19 protein-coding genes are annotated in these 25,304 nt (G+C 59.3%); 12 read left to right on the forward strand and 7 right to left on the reverse strand.

All coding sequences use genetic code 11. From position 1 onward, the window contains the following. Positions 1 to 206: 206 nt before the first annotated feature. Entirely contained in the window at positions 207 to 2,651 is a 2,445-nt protein-coding gene (locus ACZ0A4_RS26260; RefSeq protein WP_463577642.1) for a penicillin-binding protein 1A, read from the reverse strand. A gap of 219 nt (positions 2,652 to 2,870) precedes the next feature. Here ACZ0A4_RS26260 and ACZ0A4_RS26265 point away from each other — a divergent pair, with 219 nt between their 5' ends. The 11 genes from ACZ0A4_RS26265 to hemE all read left to right on the forward strand — a co-directional run bounded on the left by ACZ0A4_RS26265 (position 2,871) and on the right by hemE (position 18,946). Continuing rightward, entirely contained in the window at positions 2,871 to 3,935 is a 1,065-nt protein-coding gene (locus tag ACZ0A4_RS26265) for a pilus assembly protein PilM (RefSeq protein WP_463576853.1), read from the forward strand. Further along, positions 3,935 to 4,501, forward strand: coding sequence for a PilN domain-containing protein (locus ACZ0A4_RS26270; protein ID WP_463576854.1), 567 nt, complete (start codon positions 3,935 to 3,937; stop codon positions 4,499 to 4,501). The genes ACZ0A4_RS26265 and ACZ0A4_RS26270 overlap by 1 nt, the downstream gene beginning before the upstream one ends. Continuing rightward, the gene (gene pilO, locus ACZ0A4_RS26275) at positions 4,498 to 5,121 is read left to right on the forward strand and encodes a type 4a pilus biogenesis protein PilO (protein ID WP_123449349.1); all 624 of its coding nucleotides are present in this window, start codon (positions 4,498 to 4,500) and stop codon (positions 5,119 to 5,121) included. The genes ACZ0A4_RS26270 and pilO overlap by 4 nt, the downstream gene beginning before the upstream one ends. Beyond that, positions 5,118 to 5,645 carry a pilus assembly protein PilP gene (locus tag ACZ0A4_RS26280; RefSeq protein ID WP_463576855.1) on the forward strand — a complete coding sequence of 176 codons (528 nt, stop codon included), beginning with the start codon at positions 5,118 to 5,120 and terminating at the stop codon, positions 5,643 to 5,645. The genes pilO and ACZ0A4_RS26280 overlap by 4 nt, the downstream gene beginning before the upstream one ends. A 13-nt stretch (positions 5,646 to 5,658) precedes the next feature. Then, positions 5,659 to 7,740: a type IV pilus secretin PilQ gene (pilQ, locus tag ACZ0A4_RS26285; protein ID WP_463576856.1), complete on the forward strand. Its 2,082-nt coding sequence runs from the start codon at positions 5,659 to 5,661 to the stop codon at positions 7,738 to 7,740. 4 nt (positions 7,741 to 7,744) lie between these two features. Beyond that, on the forward strand, positions 7,745 to 8,263 hold the full coding sequence (gene aroK, locus ACZ0A4_RS26290; RefSeq protein WP_011332081.1) for a shikimate kinase AroK: 519 nt from the start codon (positions 7,745 to 7,747) through the stop codon (positions 8,261 to 8,263). A gap of 152 nt (positions 8,264 to 8,415) precedes the next feature. Then, entirely contained in the window at positions 8,416 to 9,516 is a 1,101-nt protein-coding gene (gene aroB, locus ACZ0A4_RS26295) for a 3-dehydroquinate synthase (protein ID WP_127925531.1), read from the forward strand. A gap of 10 nt (positions 9,517 to 9,526) precedes the next feature. After that, positions 9,527 to 11,119 carry an AAA family ATPase gene (locus ACZ0A4_RS26300; protein ID WP_463576857.1) on the forward strand — a complete coding sequence of 531 codons (1,593 nt, stop codon included), beginning with the start codon at positions 9,527 to 9,529 and terminating at the stop codon, positions 11,117 to 11,119. 614 nt (positions 11,120 to 11,733) lie between these two features. Further along, entirely contained in the window at positions 11,734 to 16,179 is a 4,446-nt protein-coding gene (gene gltB, locus ACZ0A4_RS26305; RefSeq protein ID WP_463576858.1) for a glutamate synthase large subunit, read from the forward strand. Positions 16,180 to 16,212: 33 nt separating this feature from the next. After that, on the forward strand, positions 16,213 to 17,631 hold the full coding sequence (locus tag ACZ0A4_RS26310) for an FAD-dependent oxidoreductase (protein WP_007909438.1): 1,419 nt from the start codon (positions 16,213 to 16,215) through the stop codon (positions 17,629 to 17,631). 247 nt (positions 17,632 to 17,878) lie between these two features. Continuing rightward, positions 17,879 to 18,946 carry a uroporphyrinogen decarboxylase gene (gene hemE / locus ACZ0A4_RS26315; RefSeq protein ID WP_322845625.1) on the forward strand — a complete coding sequence of 356 codons (1,068 nt, stop codon included), beginning with the start codon at positions 17,879 to 17,881 and terminating at the stop codon, positions 18,944 to 18,946. A 54-nt stretch (positions 18,947 to 19,000) separates the two neighbouring features. On the opposite strand, the gene ACZ0A4_RS26320 is transcribed toward hemE, so the two are convergent. From ACZ0A4_RS26320 to ACZ0A4_RS26330, 3 genes are all read right to left on the reverse strand, one after another. After that, on the reverse strand, positions 19,001 to 19,645 hold the full coding sequence (locus ACZ0A4_RS26320; protein ID WP_463576859.1) for a retron system putative HNH endonuclease: 645 nt from the start codon (positions 19,643 to 19,645) through the stop codon (positions 19,001 to 19,003). Then, complete coding sequence (locus ACZ0A4_RS26325; protein ID WP_463576860.1) at positions 19,642 to 20,910, reverse strand: AAA family ATPase; 1,269 nt, start codon at positions 20,908 to 20,910, stop codon at positions 19,642 to 19,644. Before ACZ0A4_RS26325 ends, ACZ0A4_RS26320 begins: the two co-directional genes overlap by 4 nt. A 78-nt stretch (positions 20,911 to 20,988) precedes the next feature. After that, entirely contained in the window at positions 20,989 to 22,266 is a 1,278-nt protein-coding gene (locus ACZ0A4_RS26330) for an MFS transporter (RefSeq protein WP_463576861.1), read from the reverse strand. Between the two features lie 118 nt (positions 22,267 to 22,384). On the opposite strand from ACZ0A4_RS26330, the gene ACZ0A4_RS26335 reads away from it, so the two are divergent. Continuing rightward, positions 22,385 to 23,287 (forward strand): LysR family transcriptional regulator, encoded by a 903-nt coding sequence (locus tag ACZ0A4_RS26335; protein WP_463576862.1) that lies wholly within the window; start codon positions 22,385 to 22,387, stop codon positions 23,285 to 23,287. A gap of 103 nt (positions 23,288 to 23,390) precedes the next feature. Here ACZ0A4_RS26335 and ACZ0A4_RS26340 read toward each other — a convergent pair whose 3' ends face one another. The 3 genes from ACZ0A4_RS26340 to ACZ0A4_RS26350 form a co-directional block, all read right to left on the reverse strand. Then, positions 23,391 to 23,828: a hypothetical protein gene (locus ACZ0A4_RS26340; RefSeq protein WP_007909447.1), complete on the reverse strand. Its 438-nt coding sequence runs from the start codon at positions 23,826 to 23,828 to the stop codon at positions 23,391 to 23,393. 293 nt (positions 23,829 to 24,121) lie between these two features. After that, positions 24,122 to 24,418 (reverse strand): hypothetical protein, encoded by a 297-nt coding sequence (locus ACZ0A4_RS26345; protein WP_463576863.1) that lies wholly within the window; start codon positions 24,416 to 24,418, stop codon positions 24,122 to 24,124. 82 nt (positions 24,419 to 24,500) lie between these two features. Then, positions 24,501 to 25,304: a hypothetical protein gene (locus ACZ0A4_RS26350; protein WP_116255739.1), complete on the reverse strand. Its 804-nt coding sequence runs from the start codon at positions 25,302 to 25,304 to the stop codon at positions 24,501 to 24,503.

Below are 25,304 nucleotides of genomic sequence, written 5' to 3' on the forward strand. Positions count from 1 at the left end.
TTGGGGATGTTCGGGAGTTACGCCGACCTGAACGTATTGTTTTGAATCCATAATCGACACAGCTCTCTCAGGTCGATGTAGAGCGCAAGACAACTCGGTCAGTCCCCTCTCCCTCTGGGAGAGGGCTAGGGTGAGGGGCTCTTGATCTTCAGCCATAAAAAAGCCCCGCACTTCTCTCGAAGGCGGGGCTTTTCAGTGACGCTGGATCAGAACAAATCGATCGGCGCCTGTTCATCCGCCGGCAGCGGGCTACCCGGCGCTGTGCCATTGCCCAGTTCATTCACCGACGGCGGCGTGTCCTCAGACTTGAACAGCTCGAAGTACGCGCCCGGCGTGCTCGGCGTAGCTGCACGGCCACTGACCGGATCCACGCGCAGGCTCAGCAAGCCTTCCGGCTCAGGCTGAACGTGCGGCGGCTTGTCCTTCAGCGCAGCCGACATGTAGTTCATCCAGATTGGCAACGCCACGGTGCCGCCGAACTCGCGACGACCAAGGCTTTCCGGCTGGTCGAAACCGGTCCATACCGTGGTTACGTAATCGGCGTTGTAACCGGAGAACCAGGCATCTTTCGATTCGTTGGTGGTACCGGTTTTGCCAGCGATATCGCTGCGGCCCATAGCCAGTGCGCGCCGGCCGGTGCCGAGCTTGATCACGTCCTGCAACATGCTATTGAGGATGTACGTGGTGCGACCATCAACAATACGCTCAGCCACTGCCGGCGTTTGTGGTACGGCTGCGTTACCCGGTACTTCACCTGCCACTGGTGTTGCGTTGACCGTAAACGACTCGCTGTTCGGTGCTGCGATACCGTCCGTCGCCGAACCACCCTGAGGCACGGTCGGCGGGTTGGCAACGAACAGCGTGTCACCGTTGCGGCTTTCGATCTTGTCGATGATGTAGGGGGTGATCTTGTAGCCGCCGTTGGCGAACGTACTCCAACCGGTGGCAATCTCCATCGGCGTCAGCGTTGCGGTGCCCAGCGCCAGCGACAGGTTTGGCGGCAGGTCCTGCTTGTTGAAACCGAAGCGGGTAATGTAGTCGATGGTCTTGCCCACGCCCATCGCCTGCAGCAAGCGGATCGATACGAGGTTGCGCGACTTGTACAGCGCCTCACGCAAGCGGATCGGGCCGAGGAAGGTGTTGGTGTCGTTCTTCGGACGCCAGACCTTGTCCAGATACTCGTCGACGAACACGATCGGCGCGTCATTGACCAGCGTCGCAGCGGTGTAGCCGCTGTCCAGTGCGGCGCTGTAGACGAACGGTTTGAAGCTCGAACCCGGCTGACGCTTGGCCTGCATGGCGCGGTTGTAGTTGCTCTGCTCAAAGGCGAAACCGCCGACCAGCGAGCGAATCGCGCCGTTTTGCGGATCCAGCGACACCAGCGCACCTTGTGCCTGCGGGATCTGGCTGAACTTCAGCGAGTTGTCTTTTTGACGCTGCACGCGGACCAGATCACCGACCTGCGCGACATCCGACGGCTGGCGCGGGTTGGCGCCCATGCTGTTGGTGTTGAGGAACGGACGCGCCCATTTCATGGTGTCCCAGGCGACGTGCTCTTCGCCGGTGCGGGTCAGCACTTGCAGGCCGTTTTTGTCGACCTGAGTAACGATGGCCGGTTCAAGGCTGCTGATGGTGCGTTGTTTGGTCAGCTCACTGGCCCAGGCTTCGCGGGTTTTGCCTGGCAGTCTCGATTCGGGGCCACGGTAGCCATGACGCTGGTCGTAGGTCATCAAACCTTCGTGCAGCGCGGTGTTGGCCATTTCCTGCAGGTTGCTCGGCACCGTGGTGGTGACGCGGAAACCTTCGGTGTAAGCGTCGCTGCCATAGCGGCCGACCATTTCGGCGCGGGCCATCTCGGCGATGTACGGCGCGTTCACTTCCGGGGTTGGCACGTGATAGCTGGCGTTCAGCGGCTCGTTGATCGCAGCGGTGTAGTCCGCCTCGCTGATCTTGCCGAGCTTGTACATGCGCCCGAGGATCCAGTCGCGGCGTTCTTTACTGCGCGCCGGGTTGGCCAGCGGGTTGAAGCGCGACGGCGCTTTCGGCAGGCCGGCGATCATCGCCATCTGCGCCAGGCTGACATCACGAATCGACTTGCCGTAATACACCTGCGCCGCCGCTTCGATGCCGTAGGCGCGGTTGCCCAGATAGATCTTGTTCACGTACAGCTCAAGGATCTCGTCCTTGGTCAGCTGTCGTTCGATCTGCAGGGCCAGAAGAATTTCAGTGGTTTTGCGCGAGAAGCTGCGTTCGCTGGTCAGGAAGAAGTTCTTCGCCACCTGCATGGTGATGGTGCTGCCGCCGGACTGAATGTGACCGCTTTTGACCAATTGGGTCGCGGCGCGCATCAGGCTGCTCGGATCGACGCCATAGTGATTGGCGAAATTGTCGTCTTCAGCACTTAGTAACGCATTAATGAAATTGGGCGGAATGTCGGCGAAACGGATCGGTGTACGGCGCATTTCGCCAAACTCTGCGATCAACTTGTTGTCGCTGGAATAGACCCGCAACGGAATCTGCAACTGAATGCTTCGCAGAGCCTCCACAGACGGCAAACCCGGACTAAGGTAAAGAAACGCGCCGCTGAGACCTAAAAGCAGTCCGCAGAAAACGGCGACGATGGACCAACCGAAAAATTTCAGCAGACGAATCAAGGCGTTTGGACATCCAGTGCAAAGAATGAATTTGGCGACGGGGTTCCGGCTACACACAGAACCATCCGCGCAGGCAGTAAAAAGCGGAAAAAAACGCTGGGCATTATAAGCACTTTTCTGCTGGGGGCGTCATTTGCGCTTCTGTCAAGACGGGGTGAAGGAACGCAATGCGTATTACAGAGTCCGTAACTCACGGAAAGTCATAGGGAATTGGTAGTGCTGGGACTCTTCAATAAAAAGACCAATACGGTACTGGGGATCGACATCAGCTCTACGTCAGTGAAGCTGCTGGAACTGAGCCGTCAGGGTGATCGCTACCGCGTCGAGGCGTACGCGGTAGAGCCATTGCCGGTCAACGCCGTGGTCGAAAAGAACATCGCCGAGCTTGAAGGCGTTGGTCAGGCCCTGAGCCGCGTGCTGGTCAAGGCGCGCACCGCGCTCAAGAGCGTGGCGGTGGCGGTGGCCGGTTCCGCCGTGATCACCAAAGTCATCGAAATGGATGCCGGGCTGTCCGACGACGAGCTGGAAAATCAGCTCAAGATCGAAGCCGACCAATACATTCCCTATCCGCTGGACGAAGTCGCTATCGATTTCGAAGTCCAGGGCGTGTCGCCGCGCAATCCCGAGCGGGTCAACGTGTTGCTGGCTGCCTGTCGCAAGGAAAACGTCGAAGTCCGTGAAGCGGCGTTGGCTTTGGCCGGGCTGACCGCGCGGGTGGTCGATGTCGAGGCCTATGCACTGGAGCGCTCGTTCGGCTTGCTGGCGACGCAACTGGCCGCGTCGCAGGAGCGCCTGACGGTCGCGGTGGTCGACATCGGCGCGACTATGACCACCCTCAGCGTTCTGCACAACGGCAAGATCATCTACACCCGCGAGCAATTGTTCGGCGGCCGGCAACTGACCGAAGAAATCCAGCGCCGCTACGGCCTGACCCTCGAGCAGGCGGGGCTGGCGAAAAAGCAGGGCGGTCTGCCCGATGATTACATCAGCGAGGTCTTGCAGCCGTTTCGCGAGGCATTGGTGCAGCAGGTGTCGCGCTCATTGCAGTTCTTCTTCGCCTCCGGGCAATACAATGCAGTCGATCACATTCTGCTGGCCGGCGGCACGGCGTCGGTGCCGGGGCTGGACCGCTTGATCGAGCAACGCCTGAGCACGCCAACGCAAGTGGCCAACCCGTTTGCCAACATGGCCTTGAGCAGCAAGGTCAACGCCGGAGCGCTGGCCAGTGACGCGCCGGCGTTGATGATCGCCTGCGGGCTCGCGCTCAGGAGTTTCGACTGATGGCGCGGATCAACCTCCTACCCTGGCGCGAGGAGCGTCGTGAAGAACGGCGCAAGCGCTTCCTGCTGAGCTTGATCGGTGTGGTGGTCGGCTCGGTCGGTGCGGTACTCATCGCCGACCAGATCATCAGTGCGGCCATTGAGCGGCAAGTGGCGCGCAACGACTACATCGGCAAGCAGATCGCGGTGGTCGACGAACGGATCAAGCAGATCAGTGAACTCAAGGCGCGCCGTCAGCAACTGGTCGAACGCATGCGCATCATTCAGGATTTGCAGGGTAACCGGCAGATCAGCGGGCGAATCTTCGACCAACTGGCGCGGACATTGCCGGACGGTGTGTATTTCACTGACGTGAAGATGGTTGGCAAAACCTTGTCGATCAGCGGCGCTGCAGAATCGAACAACCGGGTCTCCGAGCTGATGCGCAATCTGGATGCTTCCGACTGGTTCGACGCACCGAGCCTCAATGAGGTGAAAGCGACGACCGCCGGCCAGGTGGATCAGGCCAACACTTTTGAACTGACCGTTCGGCAGACTCAACCCAAGACCCTGGAGGACGAGCAATGAAGCCGTCCGAATGGCTGGAAAGTCTGCGCGACATCGATTTCAACGACCTCGATACGAGCAACATCGGCTCGTGGCCAGCGGCAGTGAAAGCCATCGCCGGGGCGCTGTTGATGGTGCTGGTATTGGCGCTTGGCTATAACTTTTTTATCAGTGATATGGAGAACCAGCTGGAGGCCAAGCGCGAGGAAGAGGCCACGCTCAAGGAGCAGTTCGCCAGCAAGGCGCGCCTGTCAGCCAACCTTGAGTTGTACACCCAGCAAATGAAGGAGATGGAAAACACCTTCGGCGTGTTGTTGCGGCAATTGCCCAGTGACACCGAAGTGCCGGGGCTGCTTGAGGACATCACGCGTACCGGTCTGGGCAGTGGCCTGGAGTTCGAGGAAATCAAACTGCTGCCGGAGGTCACCCAGCAGTTCTACATAGAGCTGCCGATTCAGATCACGGTCACCGGCGCCTATCACGATCTCGCCACTTTCGTCAGTGGTGTGGCCGGGCTGCCGCGCATCGTTACCTTGCACGACTTCGAACTCGCTCCTGCCGATAAAGAAGGCGGGCCGAAGCTGCGCATGAGCATCCTTGCCAAGACCTACCGCTATAACGACAAGGGGCTGCAGAAATGACCCCGCTTCGTTACATCGTGTTGTCGATGACGCTGCTCGCGTTGAACGGTTGTGGTGGCAGCGATGACTTCAGTGACCTCGATGCCTATATGAATGAAGTGCGCCTGCGCCCGGCAGGCAAGATTGAACCAACCCCGACATTCCGGTCTTACCCCACATTCACTTACAGCGCAGCCAATCTGCGCAGTCCGTTCTCGCGCCAGGTGCGGGTCGATCTGGCCGGGCAGAAACACGGGTCACGCAACGTCAAACCCGACCCCAATCGGGTCAAGCAATACCTCGAAGGTTTCAACATCGAGCAGTTCGAGATGGTCGGCACGATTGCCAATGCTTCCGGCTCTTTCGCGTTGTTGCGCGGGGCGGGCGGGGTGCATCGGCTGAAAGTCGGCGACTACTTGGGGCGCAACGACGGGCGCATTGTTGCCATCAGTGCGACCCAGGTCGATGTGGTCGAAATCGTTCCCGACGGCGAAGGCGCCTGGCTGGAGCGTCCGCGCACCATTCCTTTGAAAGAGCACTCATAGTGGAAGTCGAACAATGAACAGGATTTTCTCCACCCTCGGTTTTTCGCTATGGATAGCGCTGATGTCGCCGATGGTACTCGCGGCCAATCTGAAGACGCTGGACGTGGCGGCGTTGCCGGGTGATCGCGTCGAGCTGAAGTTGTCGTTCGACGGTCCTCCGCCGCAACCCAAGGGCTACACCACTGAATCACCGGCGCGGATTGCGCTGGATCTGCCCGGTGTCGCCAGTCAGTTGGCCAGCAAAAATCTTGATCTGGGCAGTGGTAATGCGCGCACGGCCACGGTGGTCGAGGCCAAGGAGCGGACTCGGCTGATTGTCAGTCTCACGCAACTGGCGCCTTACACCACGCGGGTCGAAGGCAATAACCTGTTCGTGGTGGTCGGTCAGGGCGCACCGGCAGCGGCGGCGCGTCCTGCTGCCGTCGCACCTCGTGCTACCGCTAAAGCGGTTGCACCTGCCAAGGCCTTTGTGCCGAAAAACCGGGCGATTCGCGGTGTGGACTTCCAGCGCGGTACGGCAGGTGAAGGCAATGTCGTCATCGACCTGTCCGACCCGACCATTGCACCGGATATTCAGGAGCATGACGGCAAGATCATCCTCAGCTTCGCCCGCACGCAGCTGCCGGACAAGCTGCGGGTACGCCTCGACGTCAAGGATTTCGCCACCCCGGTGCAGTTCGTCAATGCCGGAGTGACCGCTGATCGCACGGTTATTACCGTTGAGCCCAGTGGCACTTACGAATACTCGACCTTCCAGACCGACAACAAACTGACCGTCAGCATCCGTCCGATGACCATCGATGACCTGCAAAAGCGCAACGCTGACCGTCAGGCTTACGTCGGCGAAAAGCTCTCGCTGAACTTCCAGGACATTGATGTGCGCTCGGTGCTGCAACTGATCGCCGACTTCACCAACCTCAATCTCGTCGCCAGCGATACAGTGCAGGGTGGCATTACCTTGCGCCTGCAAAACGTGCCGTGGGATCAGGCGCTGGATCTCGTGTTGAAAACCAAAGGCCTGGATAAACGCAAGATCGGCAATGTGCTGCTGGTGGCTCCGGCCGATGAAATCGCTGCCCGCGAGCGCCAGGAGCTGGAGTCGCAAAAACAGATCGCCGAGCTGGCGCCGTTGCGCCGTGAACTACTGCAAGTGAACTACGCCAAGGCGGCGGACATCGCCAAACTGTTCCAGTCAGTCACCAGTGCCGAGGCGAAAATCGACGAACGCGGTTCGATTACCGTGGATGAACGGACCAATAACATCATTGCCTATCAGACTCAGGATCGACTCGATGAGCTGCGGCGGATCGTGGCGCAGCTGGATATTCCGGTGCGTCAGGTGATGATCGAGGCGCGGATCGTCGAGGCCAACGTCGATTACGACAAAAGCCTGGGCGTACGCTGGGGTGGCTCGATCCAGAACAAGGGCAACTGGAACACTTCCGGGGTGAGCAATGGCTCATCGACCACCATCGGTACGCCGGGCAGCACCAGCACCAACTCGCCGTTCGTCGACATGGGTACAGTGGGCAATACCTCAGGGATCGGCATCGCCTTCATTACCGACAACGTGCTGCTCGATCTCGAACTGACCGCGATGGAGAAAACCGGCAACGGTGAAATCGTCTCGCAGCCGAAAGTGGTCACCTCCGACAAGGAAACCGCAAAAATCCTCAAGGGCACCGAGATTCCGTATCAGGAAGCCAGCTCCAGCGGCGCGACGTCGGTGTCGTTCAAGGAGGCCTCGCTGTCGCTGGAAGTCACCCCGCAGATCACCCCGGACAACCGCATCATCATGGAGGTCAAGGTCACCAAGGACGAACCGGACTACCTGAACAAAGTGCAGGATGTGCCGCCGATCAAGAAAAACGAGGTCAACGCCAAGGTACTGGTGAACGACGGCGAAACCATCGTGATTGGCGGTGTTTTCTCAAATACTCAAAGCAAGGTCGTAGATAAGGTGCCATTTCTTGGCGATGTGCCGTATCTTGGCCGCCTTTTCCGGCGTGATGTGGTTTCGGAGAAAAAATCCGAGCTGCTGGTATTTCTCACACCACGTATCATGAATAACCAGGCGATTGCTGTGAGTCGTTGATTCTGTGCGAAATTTGATTCTTGTAGGACCGATGGGCGCTGGCAAAAGCACCATCGGCCGGTTGCTGGCCAAAGAGCTGCGCCTGCCGTTCAAAGATTCCGACAAGGAAATTGAACTGCGCACGGGCGCCAATATCCCGTGGATCTTCGACAAGGAAGGCGAACCCGGCTTTCGTGACCGTGAGCAGGCGATGATTGCCGAGCTGTGCGCGTTCGATGGCGTGGTGCTGGCGACCGGCGGTGGCGCCGTCATGCGCGATGCCAATCGCAAGGCCCTGCATGAGGGGGGGCGAGTGGTGTATCTGCACGCCTCCGTTGAACAGCAGGTCGGCCGCACCTCGCGCGACCGCAATCGACCGTTGCTGCGCACTGCCAATCCGGAGAAAACCCTGCGTGACCTGCTCGCGATCCGCGATCCGCTGTATCGGGAAATCGCCGATCTGGTGGTGGAAACCGACGAACGGCCGCCACGCATGGTGGTGCTCGACATTCTCGATCGTCTGGCGCAACTTCCTCCCCGTTAAAGCAGCGCTCGAAATGCGCTATCCTCGGCGTCCTGTCATAGCCCGCCGAGGTTGTGGCGGATGGCGTGCGAGCGGCGTCATACCCGCTATAGGCCGCAGATAACCAATAATTCAGGGCAGGACGCCTGCTTCCATCTTCACTGTGGGGACACATGCAGACACTCAAGGTCGATCTAGGCGAGCGCAGCTACCCGATTCATATTGGCGAAGGTTTGTTGGATCAGCCCGAGTTGCTGGCGCCGCATATCCATGGGCGGCAGGTGGCAATCATCTCCAACGAGACCGTTGCGCCGCTCTATCTTGAACGTCTGACCCGCAGCCTCGCGCAGTTCTCGGTAATCTCCGTGGTGCTGCCGGACGGCGAAGCCTTCAAGAACTGGGAAACCCTGCAACTGATCTTCGACGGTCTGCTGACCGCCCGTCATGATCGCCGCACCACCGTGATCGCCCTCGGCGGCGGTGTGATCGGCGACATGGCCGGTTTCGCCGCTGCCTGCTACCAGCGCGGCGTCGACTTTATCCAGATCCCTACGACATTGTTGTCCCAGGTCGATTCGTCGGTGGGCGGCAAGACCGGCATCAATCATCCGCTGGGCAAGAATATGGTCGGCGCGTTCTATCAGCCGAACGTCGTGCTGATCGATACGGCGTCCCTGAAAACCCTGCCAGAGCGCGAGCTGTCCGCCGGTCTGGCCGAAGTCATCAAGTACGGGCTGATTTGTGACGAGCCGTTCCTGACCTGGCTCGAAGACAACGTCGATGCCCTGCGTGCGCTGGATCAGAAAGCCCTGACTTACGCAATCGAGCGCTCCTGCGCAGCCAAGGCTGCGGTGGTCGGCGCCGATGAGAAGGAAACCGGTGTGCGCGCCACGCTCAACCTTGGCCACACCTTCGGCCACGCCATCGAGACCCACATGGGCTATGGTGTCTGGTTGCACGGGGAAGCGGTCGCTGCTGGCACCGTGATGGCGCTGGAAATGTCCGCGCGTCTGGGCTGGATCAGTGACGCGGAGCGTGATCGCGGCATTCGTCTGTTTCAGCGTGCCGGTCTGCCAGTGGTGCCGCCGACTGAAATGACCGAAGCCGATTTTCTTCAACACATGGCAATCGACAAAAAAGTGATCGACGGTCGTCTGCGACTGGTGCTGCTGCGCCGGATGGGCGAAGCGGTAGTGACCGACGATTATCCGAAAGAGGTTCTACAGGCCACGCTGGGAGCGGATTACCGCGCCCTGGCTCAGCTTAAAGGTTAATAAGATTCCGATGACTAGTTTGCATGCCGACGAGGCGTTCCTCGGCCATTTCCAGTTAAGCCACGACCCGTTCGCGCCGCGTGTGCCGGGCTTCAAGTTCTTCCCGGCCCAGCGCAAACCGGTGCTGGGTCAACTGCATCATCTGGCGCGTTACAGCCAGTTGTTGCTGGTGGTCACCGGGCCGCAAGGCAGTGGCAAGACGTTGCTGCGTCAGGCGCTGGTCGCCAGCACCAACAAGCAGTCGGTGCAGAGTGTGGTGGTTTCCGCCCGTGGCGCCGGTGATGCCGCTGGAGTGCTGCGCCAGGTGGCGCAGGCGCTGAACGTCGCTCAGGCCGAAGTTGGCGCGATTCTGGATCAAGTGGTGCAACTCGCACTGACCGGTCAGGAAGTCTATCTGCTGGTGGACGACGCCGAGCAGCTCGACGAATCCGCCCTCGAAGCGTTGATGGCGCTGGGTGCCGGCGCACCGGAAGGTCGCCCGCACGTGTTCCTGTTCGGCGAGTCGTCACTGATTGCTCAGCTCGAGGCGTTGCACCTTGAGGAAGAGCGCTTTCACGTCATCGAATTGCAGCCGTACACCGAAGAAGAGACCCGCGAGTATCTCGACCAACGGCTCGAAGGTGCTGGCCGGGGTGTCGAACTTTTCACCGCAGATCAGATCTCTGATATTCACGAAAGTGCCGAGGGTTGGCCGGGCAACATCAACCAGGTCGCTCGCGATGCTCTGATCGAAGTCATGATTGCCAGCCGCTCAGCGGTCAAGCGTCCAAGTATGGGGTTCAACATGCCGAAGAAACACGTATTGGCGATTTCCGCCGTCGTTGTGGTCGCGGTCGCCGCCGCCTGGCTGATGCCGGGTCGCAACAAGGCGCCGACCACCGGTGCACCGGCCAATGAGCAGGCACAGTTGCCATTGGGCCAGGGTGCAGCCAATGGCGGCGCGCCGAATGTCGAGTTCGCCGGCAATACGCAACCGATGCCGTTGCCGCTGGTCGGCAACTCGCAACCGGTGATGCGCGGCCCGCTGGCCGAAGCGGCCGGTGGCATTACCGAAGGCGACGATGGCGTGCCGCTGGAAGGTTCCAGCGCTACTCCGCCGACCGTGACCACCTCCGCACCGCCTGCGGGCGTTTCGGCCGGTCCTGCGCCGACGCCTGTTCCGTTGCCAGCCGCCAAGCCGACCCCGGCGCCGACGCAAATTGCCACCGCCAAGCCTGCTCCGGCCGCACCGGCCGCCAAACCGGCTCCAGCGCCGGCCAAGCCAGTCGTCGCTGCCAAACCGGCGGAGAAGCCGGTTACCGTCGCCAAAGCGGCCGGTGGCAGCTGGTACGCCGGTCAGCCGACCAGCAACTACGTGGTGCAGATCCTCGGCACCAGCTCCGAAACTGCCGCGCAAAACTTCGTCAAGGAGCAGGGCGGCGAGTACCGTTATTTCAAGAAAGTCCTCAACGGCAAGCCTCTCTATGTGATCACCTACGGCAACTTCGCCAATCGTGATGCAGCCGTTTCTGCCATCAAGGCCTTGCCAGCGAAGGTTCAGGCTGGTAAACCTTGGCCTCGCACTGTCGCCAGCGTCCAACAGGAACTGGCAACAACTCGCTGAAGATTCGGCGGCCTTACCCAGGCCGCCTCTCCAAGCACCTCAAAATTTCTACGAGTGCGCGCCGTCTCCAGGGACGGTTGGCGCTTGCTGACGACCGCGACGCCGCCCCATTTTTTGCTGGGCAAGGCGCGAGGAACGCAGTTTGGTTTTTCCAAATAAGTTCCGAGCAACGCTGCCCAGCGAAAAATGGGGCGCGTCCCTTCGGGTTGCGCGCCAACGTGTGCGAGGCTGCGTTGCGGGATTTGCCAAGGGAACAACCATTGGCAGCATCCCGCGCCTTGCCTCGCACACGTTGGCGTGCAACGCGGTTCGCCAGCAAGCGCCAACCGTCCCTGCGACCGCGTGCCTTGTGGTGTCTGCGTTACAGTAGTCTTTGAGTCGTTGCGGTCAAAATTAAAAAAGTTTTGACTAGCACAGCAGATCGCTTTAAACCTTTCACAAATGCGACATGAATTTGCGACATTTCGTCGTCAAATTTGTGAGCCTCTGTGTCGCTGTGTACAATGACCACCCTTTTGCCCCCGCCAAGCCGGCGTACGTTCGGCGCGGAATGCAAGTGGTTGAATTGAAAAGAAATTTGCCTCGAAAAGAGGCAGCCTGGTGAGAAAGTGTCTATGAAAGCAGGTCTGTACCAACCAGATGAATTCAAGGATAACTGCGGTTTCGGCCTGATAGCCCATATGCAGGGCGAGCCCAGTCATACCCTTTTGCAAACGGCCATCGAGGCCCTGACCTGCATGACCCACCGCGGTGGGATTAATGCCGACGGCAAGACCGGTGACGGTTGCGGTCTGCTGATTCAAAAGCCTGACGCGTTCCTGCGGGCCATTGCCCAGGAAACCTTCAGCGTTGAGCTGCCCAAGCAATATGCAGTGGGCATGGTCTTCTTCAACCAGGATCCGGCCAAGGCCGAAGCCGCTCGCGAGAACATGAACCGCGAGATCCTCGCTGAAGGCCTGCAACTGATCGGCTGGCGCAAAGTGCCCATCGACACCAGCGTCCTCGGCCGCCTGGCCCTTGAGCGCCTGCCGCAAATCGAGCAGGTGTACATCGGCGGCGAAGGCCTGAGCGATCAGGACATGGCCGTGAAGCTGTTCAGTGCACGTCGTCGTTCGTCGGTGGCCAACGCCGTCGACTCCGACCACTACATCTGCAGCTTTTCGCACAAGACCATCATCTATAAAGGCCTGATGATGCCGGCCGATCTGGCCGCGTTTTATCCAGACCTGAGCGACGAGCGCCTGCAAACCGCGATCTGCGTGTTCCACCAGCGCTTCTCCACCAACACCCTGCCGAAATGGCCGCTGGCTCAGCCGTTCCGCTTCCTCGCCCACAACGGCGAGATCAACACCATCACCGGCAACCGTAACTGGGCGCAGGCCCGTCGGACCAAGTTCACCAATGATCTGATGGATCTGGAAGAACTCGGCCCGCTGGTCAACCGTGTCGGTTCCGACTCGTCGAGCATGGACAACATGCTCGAGCTGATGGTCACCGGTGGCATCGACCTGTTCCGTGGCGTGCGGATGATCATCCCGCCAGCGTGGCAGAACGTCGAAACCATGGACCCGGATCTGCGTGCGTTCTACGAGTACAACTCGATGCACATGGAGCCGTGGGACGGCCCGGCCGGTGTGGTCATGACCGACGGTCGCTACGCGGTGTGCCTGCTCGACCGTAACGGTCTGCGCCCGGCGCGCTGGGTGACCACCACCAACGGTTTCATCACCCTGGCGTCGGAAATCGGCGTGTGGGACTACAAGCCGGAAGACGTGATTGCCAAGGGCCGTGTCGGCCCTGGCCAGATCTTCGCGGTGGACACCGAAACCGGGCAGATCCTCGACACCGATGCGATCGACAACCGTCTGAAATCCCGTCATCCGTACAAGCAATGGCTGCGCAAGAATGCCCTGCGCATTCAGGCGACCATGGAAGACAACGACCACGGTTCGGCGTTTTACGACGTCGATCAGCTCAAGCAATACATGAAGATGTATCAGGTCACGTTCGAAGAGCGCGATCAGGTCCTGCGTCCGCTCGGCGAGCAAGGCTATGAAGCCGTTGGTTCGATGGGTGACGACACGCCGATGGCCGTGCTCTCGCAGCGTGTGCGTACGCCGTACGACTACTTCCGTCAGCAGTTCGCGCAGGTCACCAACCCGCCGATCGACCCGCTGCGTGAAGCGATCGTGATGTCGCTGGAAATCTGCCTCGGTGCCGAGCGCAATATTTTCCAGGAGTCGCCGGAACACGCTTCGCGCGTGATCCTCAGCTCGCCAGTGATCTCGCCGGCCAAGTGGCGCTCGCTGATGAACCTTGACCGCCCGGGTTTCGAGCGGCAGATCATCGATCTCAACTACGACGAAAGCGTCGGCCTCGAAGCGGCGATCCGCAATGTGGCCGATCAGGCTGAAGAAGCCGTGCGCGCCGGTCGCACCCAGATCGTTCTGAGCGACCGTCATATCGCCCCGGGCAAGCTGCCGATCCACGCTTCGCTGGCGACCGGTGCGGTGCACCACCGCCTGACCGAAAAGGGCCTGCGCTGCGACTCCAACATCCTCGTTGAAACCGCGACCGCCCGTGACCCGCATCACTTCGCCGTGCTGATCGGTTTCGGCGCCTCGGCGGTGTATCCGTTCCTGGCTTACGAAGTGCTGGGCGACCTGATCCGTACCGGTGAAGTACTGGGCGACCTCTACGAGGTGTTCAAGAACTACCGCAAAGGCATCACCAAAGGTCTGCTGAAGATCCTGTCGAAGATGGGTATCTCGACCATCGCTTCGTACCGCGGTGCGCAGCTGTTCGAGGCCATCGGCCTGTCCGAAGAAGTCTGCGACCTGAGCTTCCGTGGCGTGCCGAGCCGCATCAAGGGTGCGCGTTTCGTCGACATCGAAGCCGAACAGAAAGCACTCGCCAGCGAAGCCTGGAGTCCGCGCAAGCCGATCCAGCAGGGCGGTCTGCTGAAGTTCGTCCACGGTGGCGAATATCACGCCTACAACCCGGACGTGGTCAACACCCTGCAAGCCGCCGTGCAGCAGGGCGACTACGCCAAGTTCAAGGAATACACCTCGCTGGTGGACAACCGTCCGGTGTCGATGATCCGCGACCTGTTCAAGGTCAAGACCCTCGACACGCCGCTGGACATCAGTGAAATCGAGCCGCTGGAATCGGTGCTCAAGCGCTTCGACTCCGCCGGTATCTCGCTGGGCGCCTTGTCGCCGGAAGCTCACGAAGCCCTGGCCGAAGCCATGAACCGCCTCGGTGCGCGTTCCAACTCCGGCGAAGGTGGTGAAGACCCGGCGCGTTACGGCACCATCAAGAGCTCGAAAATCAAGCAGGTTGCGACTGGCCGTTTCGGCGTGACCCCGGAATACCTGGTCAACGCCGAAGTGCTGCAGATCAAGGTCGCGCAAGGCGCCAAGCCGGGCGAGGGCGGGCAACTGCCGGGCGGTAAAGTGAATGGTTTGATCGCCAAGCTGCGTTATGCGGTGCCGGGCGTAACCCTGATTTCGCCACCGCCGCACCACGACATCTATTCGATCGAAGACTTGTCGCAGCTGATTTTCGACTTGAAACAGGTCAACCCGAAGGCGCTGGTTTCGGTCAAATTGGTAGCCGAAGCGGGCGTCGGCACCATCGCCGCTGGTGTGGCCAAGGCCTATGCGGACTTAATCACCATTTCCGGCTACGACGGTGGCACCGGTGCTTCGCCGCTGACCTCGATCAAATACGCTGGCGCACCGTGGGAACTCGGCCTCGCCGAAACCCACCAGACCCTGCGTGGCAACGACCTGCGCGGCAAAGTCCGGGTGCAGACCGACGGTGGCTTGAAAACCGGCCTCGACGTGATCAAGGCAGCGATCCTCGGCGCCGAAAGCTTCGGCTTCGGTACCGCGCCAATGATCGCGCTGGGTTGCAAATACCTGCGAATCTGCCACCTGAACAACTGCGCCACCGGCGTTGCGACTCAGAACGAGAAGCTGCGCAAGGATCACTACATCGGTACCGTCGACATGGTGGTGAATTTCTTCACCTACGTCGCCGAAGAAACCCGTGAGTGGCTGGCCAAGCTCGGCGTGCGCTCCCTCGAAGAGCTGATCGGTCGTACTGATCTGCTGGAAATCCTCGAAGGCCAGACCGCCAAGCAAAACCATCTGGATCTGACGCCGCTGTTGGGCAGCGATCACATTCCGGCGGACAAGCCACAGTTCTGCGGCGTTGAGCGCAACCCGCCGTTCGACAAAGGTCTGCTGGCCGAGAAAATGGTCGAGATGGCTTCGTCGGCGATCAACGACATGAGCGGCGCCGAGTTCGATCTGGATATCTGCAACTGCGATCGTTCGATCGGCGCGCGGATCTCCGGGGAAATCGCGCGCAAGCACGGCAACCAAGGGATGGCGAAAGCGCCGATCACCTTCCGCTTCAAGGGCACTGCCGGTCAGAGCTTCGGCGTGTGGAACGCCGGCGGTCTGAACATGTATCTGGAAGGCGACGCCAACGACTACGTCGGCAAAGGCATGACCGGTGGCAAGCTGACCATCGTGCCGCCGAAGGGCAGCGTTTACAAAACTCAGGAAAGCGCCATCATCGGCAACACCTGCCTGTACGGCGCGACCGGCGGCAAGCTGTTCGCCGCTGGCACCGCAGGCGAGCGTTTCGCCGTGCGTAACTCCGGTGCCCACACGGTTGTGGAAGGCACTGGCGATCACTGCTGTGAGTACATGACCGGTGGTTTCGTCTGCGTTCTGGGCAAGACCGGTTACAACTTCGGCTCTGGCATGACCGGTGGTTTCGCCTACGTGCTCGATCAGGACAACACCTTCGTTGACCGGGTCAACCACGAACTGGTGGAAATCCAGCGGATCAGCGGCGAGGCGATGGAAGCCTATCGCAGCCACCTGCAAAACGTGCTGAACGAGTACGTCGCGGAAACCGACAGCGAGTGGGGTCGTGAACTCGCCGAAAACCTCGATGACTACCTGCGCCGTTTCTGGCTGGTCAAGCCCAAGGCTGCCAACCTGAAGTCGTTGCTTTCCAGCACTCGTGCCAACCCGCAGTGATATGCGCCTGAAGAGTTTGATGAGGTTTTAACAATGGCTGAACGTCTGAATAACGACTTCCAGTTCATCGATGTCGGGCGCAAAGATCCGAAGAAGAAACTGTTGCGTCAACGCAAGAAAGAGTTCGTCGAAATCTACGAACCGTTCAAACCCCAGCAGTCGGCCGATCAGGCCCACCGCTGCCTGGGTTGCGGCAACCCGTATTGCGAATGGAAGTGCCCGGTGCACAACTTCATTCCGAACTGGCTGAAGCTGGTGGCCGAAGGCAACATCCTTCAGGCCGCCGAGCTGTCGCACCAGACCAATACCCTGCCGGAAGTCTGCGGCCGCGTGTGCCCGCAGGATCGTCTGTGTGAGGGTGCCTGCACCCTTAACGACGGCTTCGGCGCGGTGACCATCGGTTCGGTCGAGAAGTACATCACCGACACCGCGTTCGCCATGGGCTGGCGCCCGGACATGTCCAAGGTCAAACCGACCGGCAAACGTGTCGCGATCATCGGCGCGGGCCCGGCAGGTCTGGGCTGTGCCGACGTGCTGGTACGCGGCGGCGTGACCCCGGTGGTGTTCGACAAGAACCCGGAAATCGGTGGTTTGCTGACCTTCGGCATCCCCGAGTTCAAGCTGGAAAAGACCGTGCTGAGCAATCGTCGCGAAGTCTTCACCGGCATGGGCATCGAGTTCCGTCTGAATACCGAAGTCGGCAAAGACGTGACCATGGAGCAACTGCTCGCCGAATACGATGCAGTGTTCATGGGCATGGGCACCTACACCTACATGAAGGGCGGTTTTGCCGGTGAAGATCTGCCGGGCGTTTATGACGCGCTGGACTTCCTGATCGCCAACGTCAATCGCAACCTGGGCTTTGAAAAGTCGCCGGAAGATTTCGTCGACATGAAAGGCAAAAAGGTTGTGGTTCTCGGCGGCGGCGACACGGCGATGGACTGCAACCGCACGTCGATCCGTCAGGGCGCCAAATCGGTGACCTGCGCTTATCGTCGTGACGAAGCGAACATGCCCGGCTCGCGCAAAGAGGTGAAGAACGCCAAGGAAGAAGGCGTGAAATTCCTCTACAACCGCCAGCCGATCGCCATCGTCGGCGAAGATAAGGTTGAAGGCGTCAAAGTGGTCGAGACCCGTCTCGGCGAACCGGACGCCCGTGGCCGTCGCAGCCCCGAGCCGATCCCGGGCTCCGAAGAGATCATCCCGGCCGACGCCGTGGTCATCGCGTTCGGTTTCCGCCCGAGCCCGGCGCCGTGGTTCGAGCAGTTCGAGATCCAGACCGACAGCCAGGGCCGCGTAGTCGCGCCTGAGCAAGGTCAGTACAAGCACCAGACCAGCAACCCGAAAATCTTCGCCGGTGGCGACATGGTGCGCGGTTCGGACCTGGTGGTGACGGCGATCTTCGAAGGCCGCAATGCTGCCGAAGGGATCCTTGATTACCTGGGCGTCTGATCCCGTCTAGCTGACTGCAATGCAATACCTGTGGGAGCTGGCTTGCCAGCGATAGCATCACCTCGCTTAATCTGGCACACCGAGGTGTCCGCATCGCTGGCAAGCCAGCTCCCACAGTGTTTTGTGGTGTTGCAAAATCTGCTTTCCAACGCAATAAATTGACCCGATAGACAAAAGGCTGACCTGCATCCGTGCCTTTTGCGTCGCGCTCTGAGAAAATGCCCGCACTTTTTTTCCGGATGCCGACATGACTGCCCTGAAGAACGACCGTTTCCTCCGCGCCCTGCTCAAGCAACCCGTAGACGTCACCCCGGTGTGGATGATGCGTCAGGCCGGTCGCTACCTGCCTGAATACCGCGCCAGCCGCGCCCAGGCCGGTGATTTCATGAGCCTGTGCATGAATCCGGAATTCGCCTGCGAAGTCACCATGCAACCGCTCGACCGCTATCCACAACTGGACGCGGCGATCCTGTTTTCCGACATCCTCACCATCCCCGATGCCATGGGCCAAGGCCTGTACTTCGAGACCGGTGAAGGTCCGCGTTTCAAGAAAGTCGTCAGCACGATGGCTGATATCGAAGCCCTGCCGATCCCTGATCCGCACAAAGACCTCGGCTACGTCATGGACGCGGTCAGCACCATCCGTCGCGAACTGAACGGCCGTGTACCGCTGATCGGCTTCTCCGGCAGCCCGTGGACACTGGCTACCTACATGGTTGAAGGCGGCTCGTCGAAAGATTTCCGCAAGACCAAAGCCATGCTCTACGACAACCCGCAAGCCATGCACCTGCTGCTGGATAAACTGGCGCAGTCGGTGACCTCGTACCTCAACGGTCAGATCATGGCCGGCGCGCAAGCGGTGCAGATCTTCGATACCTGGGGCGGCAACCTGTCGGCGGCGGCGTACCAGGAGTTCTCGCTGGCTTACATGAAAAAAATCGTCAGCGGCCTGATCCGCGAACACGACGGTCGCAAAGTGCCGGTGATCCTCTTCACCAAAAACGGCGGCCTGTGGCTGGAAAGTATCGCCGAGGCTGGCGCCGACGCACTGGGCCTGGACTGGACCTGCGACATCGGCAACGCCCGCGCCCGCGTTGGCGACAAGGTTGCCCTGCAAGGCAACATGGACCCGACCGTGCTCTACGCCAAACCGGAAGCGATCCGCACGGAAGTCGGGCGCATTCTGGCCAGCTACGGCAAGGGCAGCGGCCACGTGTTCAACCTCGGCCATGGCATCACGCCAGAGGTTGATCCGGAGCACGCCGGTGCCTTCCTGCGCGCGGTGCATGAGTTGTCGGCGCAGTATCACGAGTGATCGCCACATAATAAAAAATGCCCGGCCAGTGCCGGGCGTTTTTTTGGACAACCTTCAACGGCCGAGCAGTTGCTCGGCGTAGCGGGCAATGATGTGGTCGAAAGGCTTCTGATCGTAGGCTTTTGCTGCTCGAATCACATCGACGAGATGCTCGAGATCTTCTTTGCTGACACTCGCGATGAATTCACCATCAAAAAGTCGACGGATCGTGTCTCGGCGTCGGTTGTTCAGGTAGGCAATATCCAGCGCTAGAATTTCAATCATTTCAGCGGCTGGCAAATCCTCAGAATCCGTCGGCTGAATCTCGCCATTTTGCAGGTATCTGAAGCGCAGTTCGCATTGCTCATCCATTGGAGATATGTGCAGCGCTTCTTCAAACCAGTTTCCTTTGCGGTGTCCACAATGCAGTGGATTGCCGGGTCTGGTTTCGCGCAGACAAGACGCTAAAAGATTTTCGTAGTCCAGCGCGAGCGCTTCAAAGTGCTCTTGAGGCCGGAAATGTTCGATGTGACTGGTGGCCGCTTCTATCTCTCTGCCGCAATAACAACATAGTGATCCTTGTTCCTGTAACAAGGCCTCGTGTAGCTCTCGCTTTTGCGGGTTTTGCAGAGTGGGGTAGGTTGGAACCCATTCATCGTTCGCCGAGCTTTTCCATTCTGTAAATGAAGCAGGTTCAGTTCCTTTGAGCACTCGCTTCATTTGCCCAGAATCTCCTTGCGCCTGAGGAGTGCCTCTGCACCGGCAAACTCCGGAAGATCCGGAGCCTTCTTCTTCAAGGCCTCAAGCTGCGATTTCGCCCTTTTCAGGTCGTTGTCTTCCAGGGTTGAAAAAAGCTCGGAGAGGAGGTTTTCAATCTCGGGTTCGCGCTGGTCAACGCCCATGACTTCCTCGAGCACGCTGCTGGAGTCCAGACCATAGGTGACGCGAGGGTGTGAGGATTCGCCATTGTGCAGGACGATCACCTCTTCTGGCTTCAAGCTGCCGATGATTTGGGGGGAGTGACTGGCGGCGATGAACTGGACTTTGGGGAATGCTTTCGTCAATGCTGGAACTATGCTGCGTTGCCAAGCGGGATGCAGATGGATATCCAGTTCATCAATGATGATCACGCCTGAAGTATTCTTCAGGACGTCCTTGCCCATATGAGGGTTGAGGATGCACATGCGGCGGGCAATGTCGGTAAAAAGGGCGATCATGCCGCGCTGACCGTCACTGAGTTCATTGAAGGGAATGGTTTTTTGGTCAATGTCGATCAGCAAGCTTTGCAACCTGAGGTCATAGCGCAGATTCTGTGCATGAGGGATTGCGCAAGCTATAGCACTATTGACCCAAACCAGTTCGTCGTTGAAATCTGCAGAGTGTTGATTGGCATCCAAGAGATCCTGCATTCGTTCCAGTGTTCTGCTGATCAGCCAGCTTTCGAAATCACTGAGATCTGCCACCGCATCGAACCAGTTTGCATATCCATCAAAGCGCGACAGGCGTTGTTTGGCCGCAAACTCTGCGGATACGCCTGCGCCTTGCCAGCGACGATTGGAGCGATAGAACGCCAGCACCGGTAAATCGATCGGCATAGCCAAGTTGATCTTCTGCTTGAGCTTGACCATCTCAGCGTCAAAAGCTGAATTCACGAGTGGGGGAAAGCTGTCTCCGTCTCGTTTCAGAATCCATTCGGTTGCGCCAAAAAAAAGCCCCGTCCCTTGTACCTGCAACGGGTACTGACGTTCGAAACGACTTCTGTTCTCAAAGCGGTCAATTACGAAGCGAATATCTTCATCTTTTATTGAGATCTGACTCGGCTTTACCGCGTTGCCGAATTCGATGAAGGAAACAGCGATGGCCTGGAGCAATGATGTCTTCCCGCTCCCATTAACCCCCACCACCAGATTGAACCCAGGCTGAAAGTCGAACGTAGCATCTTCGTAGCAACGAAAATTCTTAATGTGGAGACGGTCCAGGCGCATTCTGGCTTCCCTTTACCAAAGCAGACGAATGCCGTCAGTGTACCTTGGCCCGTGATTACCGCTAGGGCGCAGTTGTCGCTAAACCTTTGCTCCCCCCGGGAGTGGCGGCAACTTTGCTAGCTTCAATGCGACCAGCAGCGCGATCAGCAACAGCGCACCAATAAACAGGCCGATGCCATTCCACCCGCCCAGATGCCAGAACACCCCACCTGCCGTCCCGGCAATGCTCGACCCTGCGTAATAGCTGAACAGATACAACGACGACGCCTGCCCCTTGGCCTTGGTCGCGCGACGACCGATCCAGCTACTCGCCACCGAATGCGCGCCAAAGAAGCCAAAGGTGAAAATCAACATGCCGACAATCACCAGCAGCAAAGGCGTAAACATCGTTAACGCAAGGCCAGCAAACATCAGCGCAATGGTCGCCCACAACACCTTGCGTCGCCCCAGCTTATCCGCCAGCGAGCCAATTTTCGCCGAGCTGTAGATCCCCGACAGGTACACCACCGACAGCAAACCCACGAACACCTGATCGAGGTTGTACGGCGCGGCCAGCAAGCGATAGCCGATGTAGTTGAACAGCGTTACAAACGCGCCCATCAGCACGAATGCCTCAAGAAACAGCAGCGGTAGACCGGCGTCGCGAAAGTGCATGGTGAAGCCGTCAAGCAAACTGCGCGGATGCAGCGAGCGTGAACGGAAGTTGCGCGACTCGGGCAGGATCTTCCAGAACACCGCTGCGGCAATCATCGCCAAACCACCGATCACCAGCATTGCCGTGTGCCAGCTGACGAAGTCGATCAGCACGCCGGTGATCAAGCGCCCGCTCATCCCGCCAATCGCGTTGCCGCCGATGTACAAACCCATCGCCAGGCCGATGTGTTGCGGATGAATTTCTTCGCTCAGGTAAGTCATTGCCACTGCTGCCAACCCGCTCAGCGACAGTCCGATCAGTGCGCGCATGATCAGCACACCTTCCCAACTCGGCATCATTGCACTGGCCATGGTGCACAGCGCCGCCGCGAACAGCGCAGTCACCATCACCGGTTTGCGCCCGACCCGATCGGAAATTGGCCCGGTGATCAGCAGGCCGATGGCGAGCATGCCGGTGGCCACCGAAAGGATCAGGCTGCTCTGCGCGGCGTTGATCCCATATTCGTGGGACAGCAGCGGCATCATCGGCTGCACGCAATAGAGCAGGGCGAACGTCGCGAAGCCGCCGCTGAACAGCGCCAGCACCGTGCGCATGAACATCGGCGTGCCTTTTTCGATGTAGATCTCTTGCAGCTCGGCGACGACATCGTCCGCCGCAGCGGGCGGGACTTCATGGGCTAGGGGCGCGACAGCAGTTTTCACTTCAGACCTCGGAGGGCACGACCAGGCAGGCAATGAAAAAATCATATAGCTGGCTAATGTTTCTATCCAATATATTGTTCGACCTGTTTGATAGCTTTAACGACCTAATGGAGTTTTCATGGAATTGCGTCATCTGCGCTACTTCATCGCCGTCGCCGAAGAACTGCATTTTGGCCGTGCCGCGCAGGTGCTGGGCATCTCGCAGCCGCCGCTGAGCCAACAGATTCAGGCGCTGGAGCAAGAGGTTGGCGCGAGGTTGTTCGAGCGGACCAATCGTCGGGTCGAGCTGAGTGAGGCGGGGCGATTGTTTCTGGAAGAGGCGCGCTTGGTGCTGGCGCAGGTCGATAAAGCAGCGGACGTCGCCCGACGTGCGCAACTCGGTGAACTGGGCGAGTTGAAGATTGGCTTCACCTCGTCGGCACCGTTCAACTCGACCATTCCCCAAGCGATCTTTGCCTTTCGCCAGCGTTTTCCGGCGGTGCACCTCAACCTTCGTGAGATGAGCAGCACGCAAGTCGCCGAGGGGCTGGTAGATGAGTCGATCGAGGTCGGGATCATGCGCCCGCTGGGTTTGCCCGATTCGCTCAGCGTGGTGGAGTTGATGCGTGAGCCGCTGGTCGCCGTGCTCGGTTCCAAGCATCCATTGGCGCAGGGGTCGGAGGAGGGCTTGTTCCTCTCGGCGCTGGCGCTGGAGCCGTTCGTGTTCTTTCCGCGCAGTTACGGCAGCGGGCTGTATGCGCAATTGCTGAGTCTGGCGCGTGATGCCGGGTTCAGCCCGCACTTCGCCCAAGAGGCGGGCGAAGCGATGACCATTATCGGTCTGGTCGCAGCGGGGCTGGGGGTTTCGGTGCTGCCGGCGTCCTATCAGCGGATGCGCATCGACGGCGTGGTCTACCGACCGTTGCTCGATCCGGAAGCGGTGTCTGCGGTGTGGCTGGTGCAGCGCAAGGATCAGAAGTCACCGATGGCCAAGGCGTTTGTCGAGCTGCTCACACGCAAGGTTGAACCATCAAAGGTGTGATTGCTGCGCAATCAAATCGCGAGCAGGCTCGCTCCCACAGGGAACGCATTCCAAGGTGGGAGCGAGCCTTCTCGCGAAGACGTCAGTCCAAGCCCCCAACCTTTCAGGGCAACCGCACCAAATCCCCCTTCAGCGCTACTCGCGTGACAAATATCCCCGCCCGGCACTCGTAGGTATTCAAATCCTTGCGCACATGCTGGTCGTAGTAACTGACGATATTCACTACCGCATTCGCCCCGACCCGCTTGGCATCAGCCTGTAACTTAATCAGATTTGACTGCAACACCCACTCGCAGGAATCGTGGTCACTCTTGTTGAAACCGTTGGTTTTCAGATCACTGACTACCCCACGCCGCAACAACTGCTGCGTGCCCTGCGGCCCATTGCCGAGCAGATAGAACTTCACACTGCCATCCAGCCGCCCGGCGCGAATCGCGTCCGACAGCACGGTTTCGAAGGGCATGTACATCAGGTTGGTGGCGTGGCTGGCGCTGGGCAGTAGCGCGAAAAGCGCAGCGGCGATCAGGGCTTTCACTTGCATGGTCATCTCCTTGACGGTGAAAGAGAACCGCGAGTGCAGGGCTGATGGGCTCGCCGTTCCACCAGGCGCGGTGCGACGGCCTGTCAGGACGAGTGTAGATGCTGAAACGAGCAGGGCGCCGAATGGCGCCCTTTTTGTAGTAAAGGGCTAGCTAGCTTCTATCGGGTAGTGCTGCGAATCCAAAAAACTGATATTGCGATCTGTCAGTAAAAGCGTGCCGTTGGTTTTTCATGACTGATGTGCAGCCAAGCGGTAGCGAGATCTTTCACCAAAGTGCTTGCCAGGATAAATGATCATTGTTTGCCGGGGGTAGCGTCAGGAGACGCCACAACGACTGGTGCCGCTGGCAGGGATTGCAGGGGAACAGTCGTCCTGCGTAGGAGCTCCCGCCGACTTCGTTGCTCGGGACTCAGGTTTTCAGCTTCTTCTGCAGTCAAGTTCAGGAGCTTTTCATCAGTGAGTTCTGGGCTTGCCATTTTTTCACCTGCTTTGTGGATGTAGGATTTGACCCCGTCATCATCGGTCTGATGAAAAAATGCGGCACCTGTAAGAACTAACAGGTTTTTAGACGTTTTTACGATAGTGATCATTCGCAATAATTTAAGGATCAACTCGGTCAGCTCGCAAAAAAAAGGGCGCCGAATGGCGCCCTTTGTCGTTTCTACAATCCCATCAATCCACGTGCGCCAAGTCCCCGCGCAATGCCACGCTCGACACCACCAGCCCGGCACGGCACTGGAATTTCTCGGTGTCTTTGTACAGATCGCGCTGGTCGACGCTGGCGATGTTGATCACCGCATTGGCGTCGGCTTTTTTCGCAGCGTTCTGCAGGGTGGCCAGCGCCGATTGCAGAGCCCAGAAGCAGGCGTCTTCGTCGGATTTGTTCGAGCCGTTGGTCTTGCGGCTGCTGCTCACGGTGTCGAGTTTGCGCACTTGCTTGGGCAGCGTTTCGCCGGCCAGGTAGAACTTTACGCTGCCGTCGAGCAGGCCGGCGTCGGTAGCGCGTTTGACGCCTTCGCGGAAGCTCAGGTAGGTCGGCTCGTCGGCGCCCTGTTTAACGATGCCCAGATCGTTGACGAACTCGATGTCGGGGTTGATCGACAGCTCTTTGAGCACGTTGTCGCGCAGGCGGTTGACCCAGCGGTTGTAGTTGCCGTGGATCTTGCCGTCCTTGGCGTCGAGGCCGTAGCTGCTGCGGTAGTCGATTTCGAACGAAGTCGGGGTGAACGGGATGTCGACTTCGGCGTGATGGCGACCGCGTACAGTGATTGCCGCTTTGATCATGCCCGGACGCACCGACTGCACGACCCACTGGCGATCGTTCAGTGCAGTGACGATGGCGCGGCTCATCTGTTGCTGGGTGAAGCCGAGGTTGGGCGAGAACTCTTCCTTGGCGTTGTAAACCGGTTTGCTGGTGCAACCGCCGAGCACAAAAGCCAGTGCCAACAGAGCGGCGATGCGGTGAAACTGAGTCAT

Source organism: Pseudomonas sp. AC172, assembly GCF_979258595.1.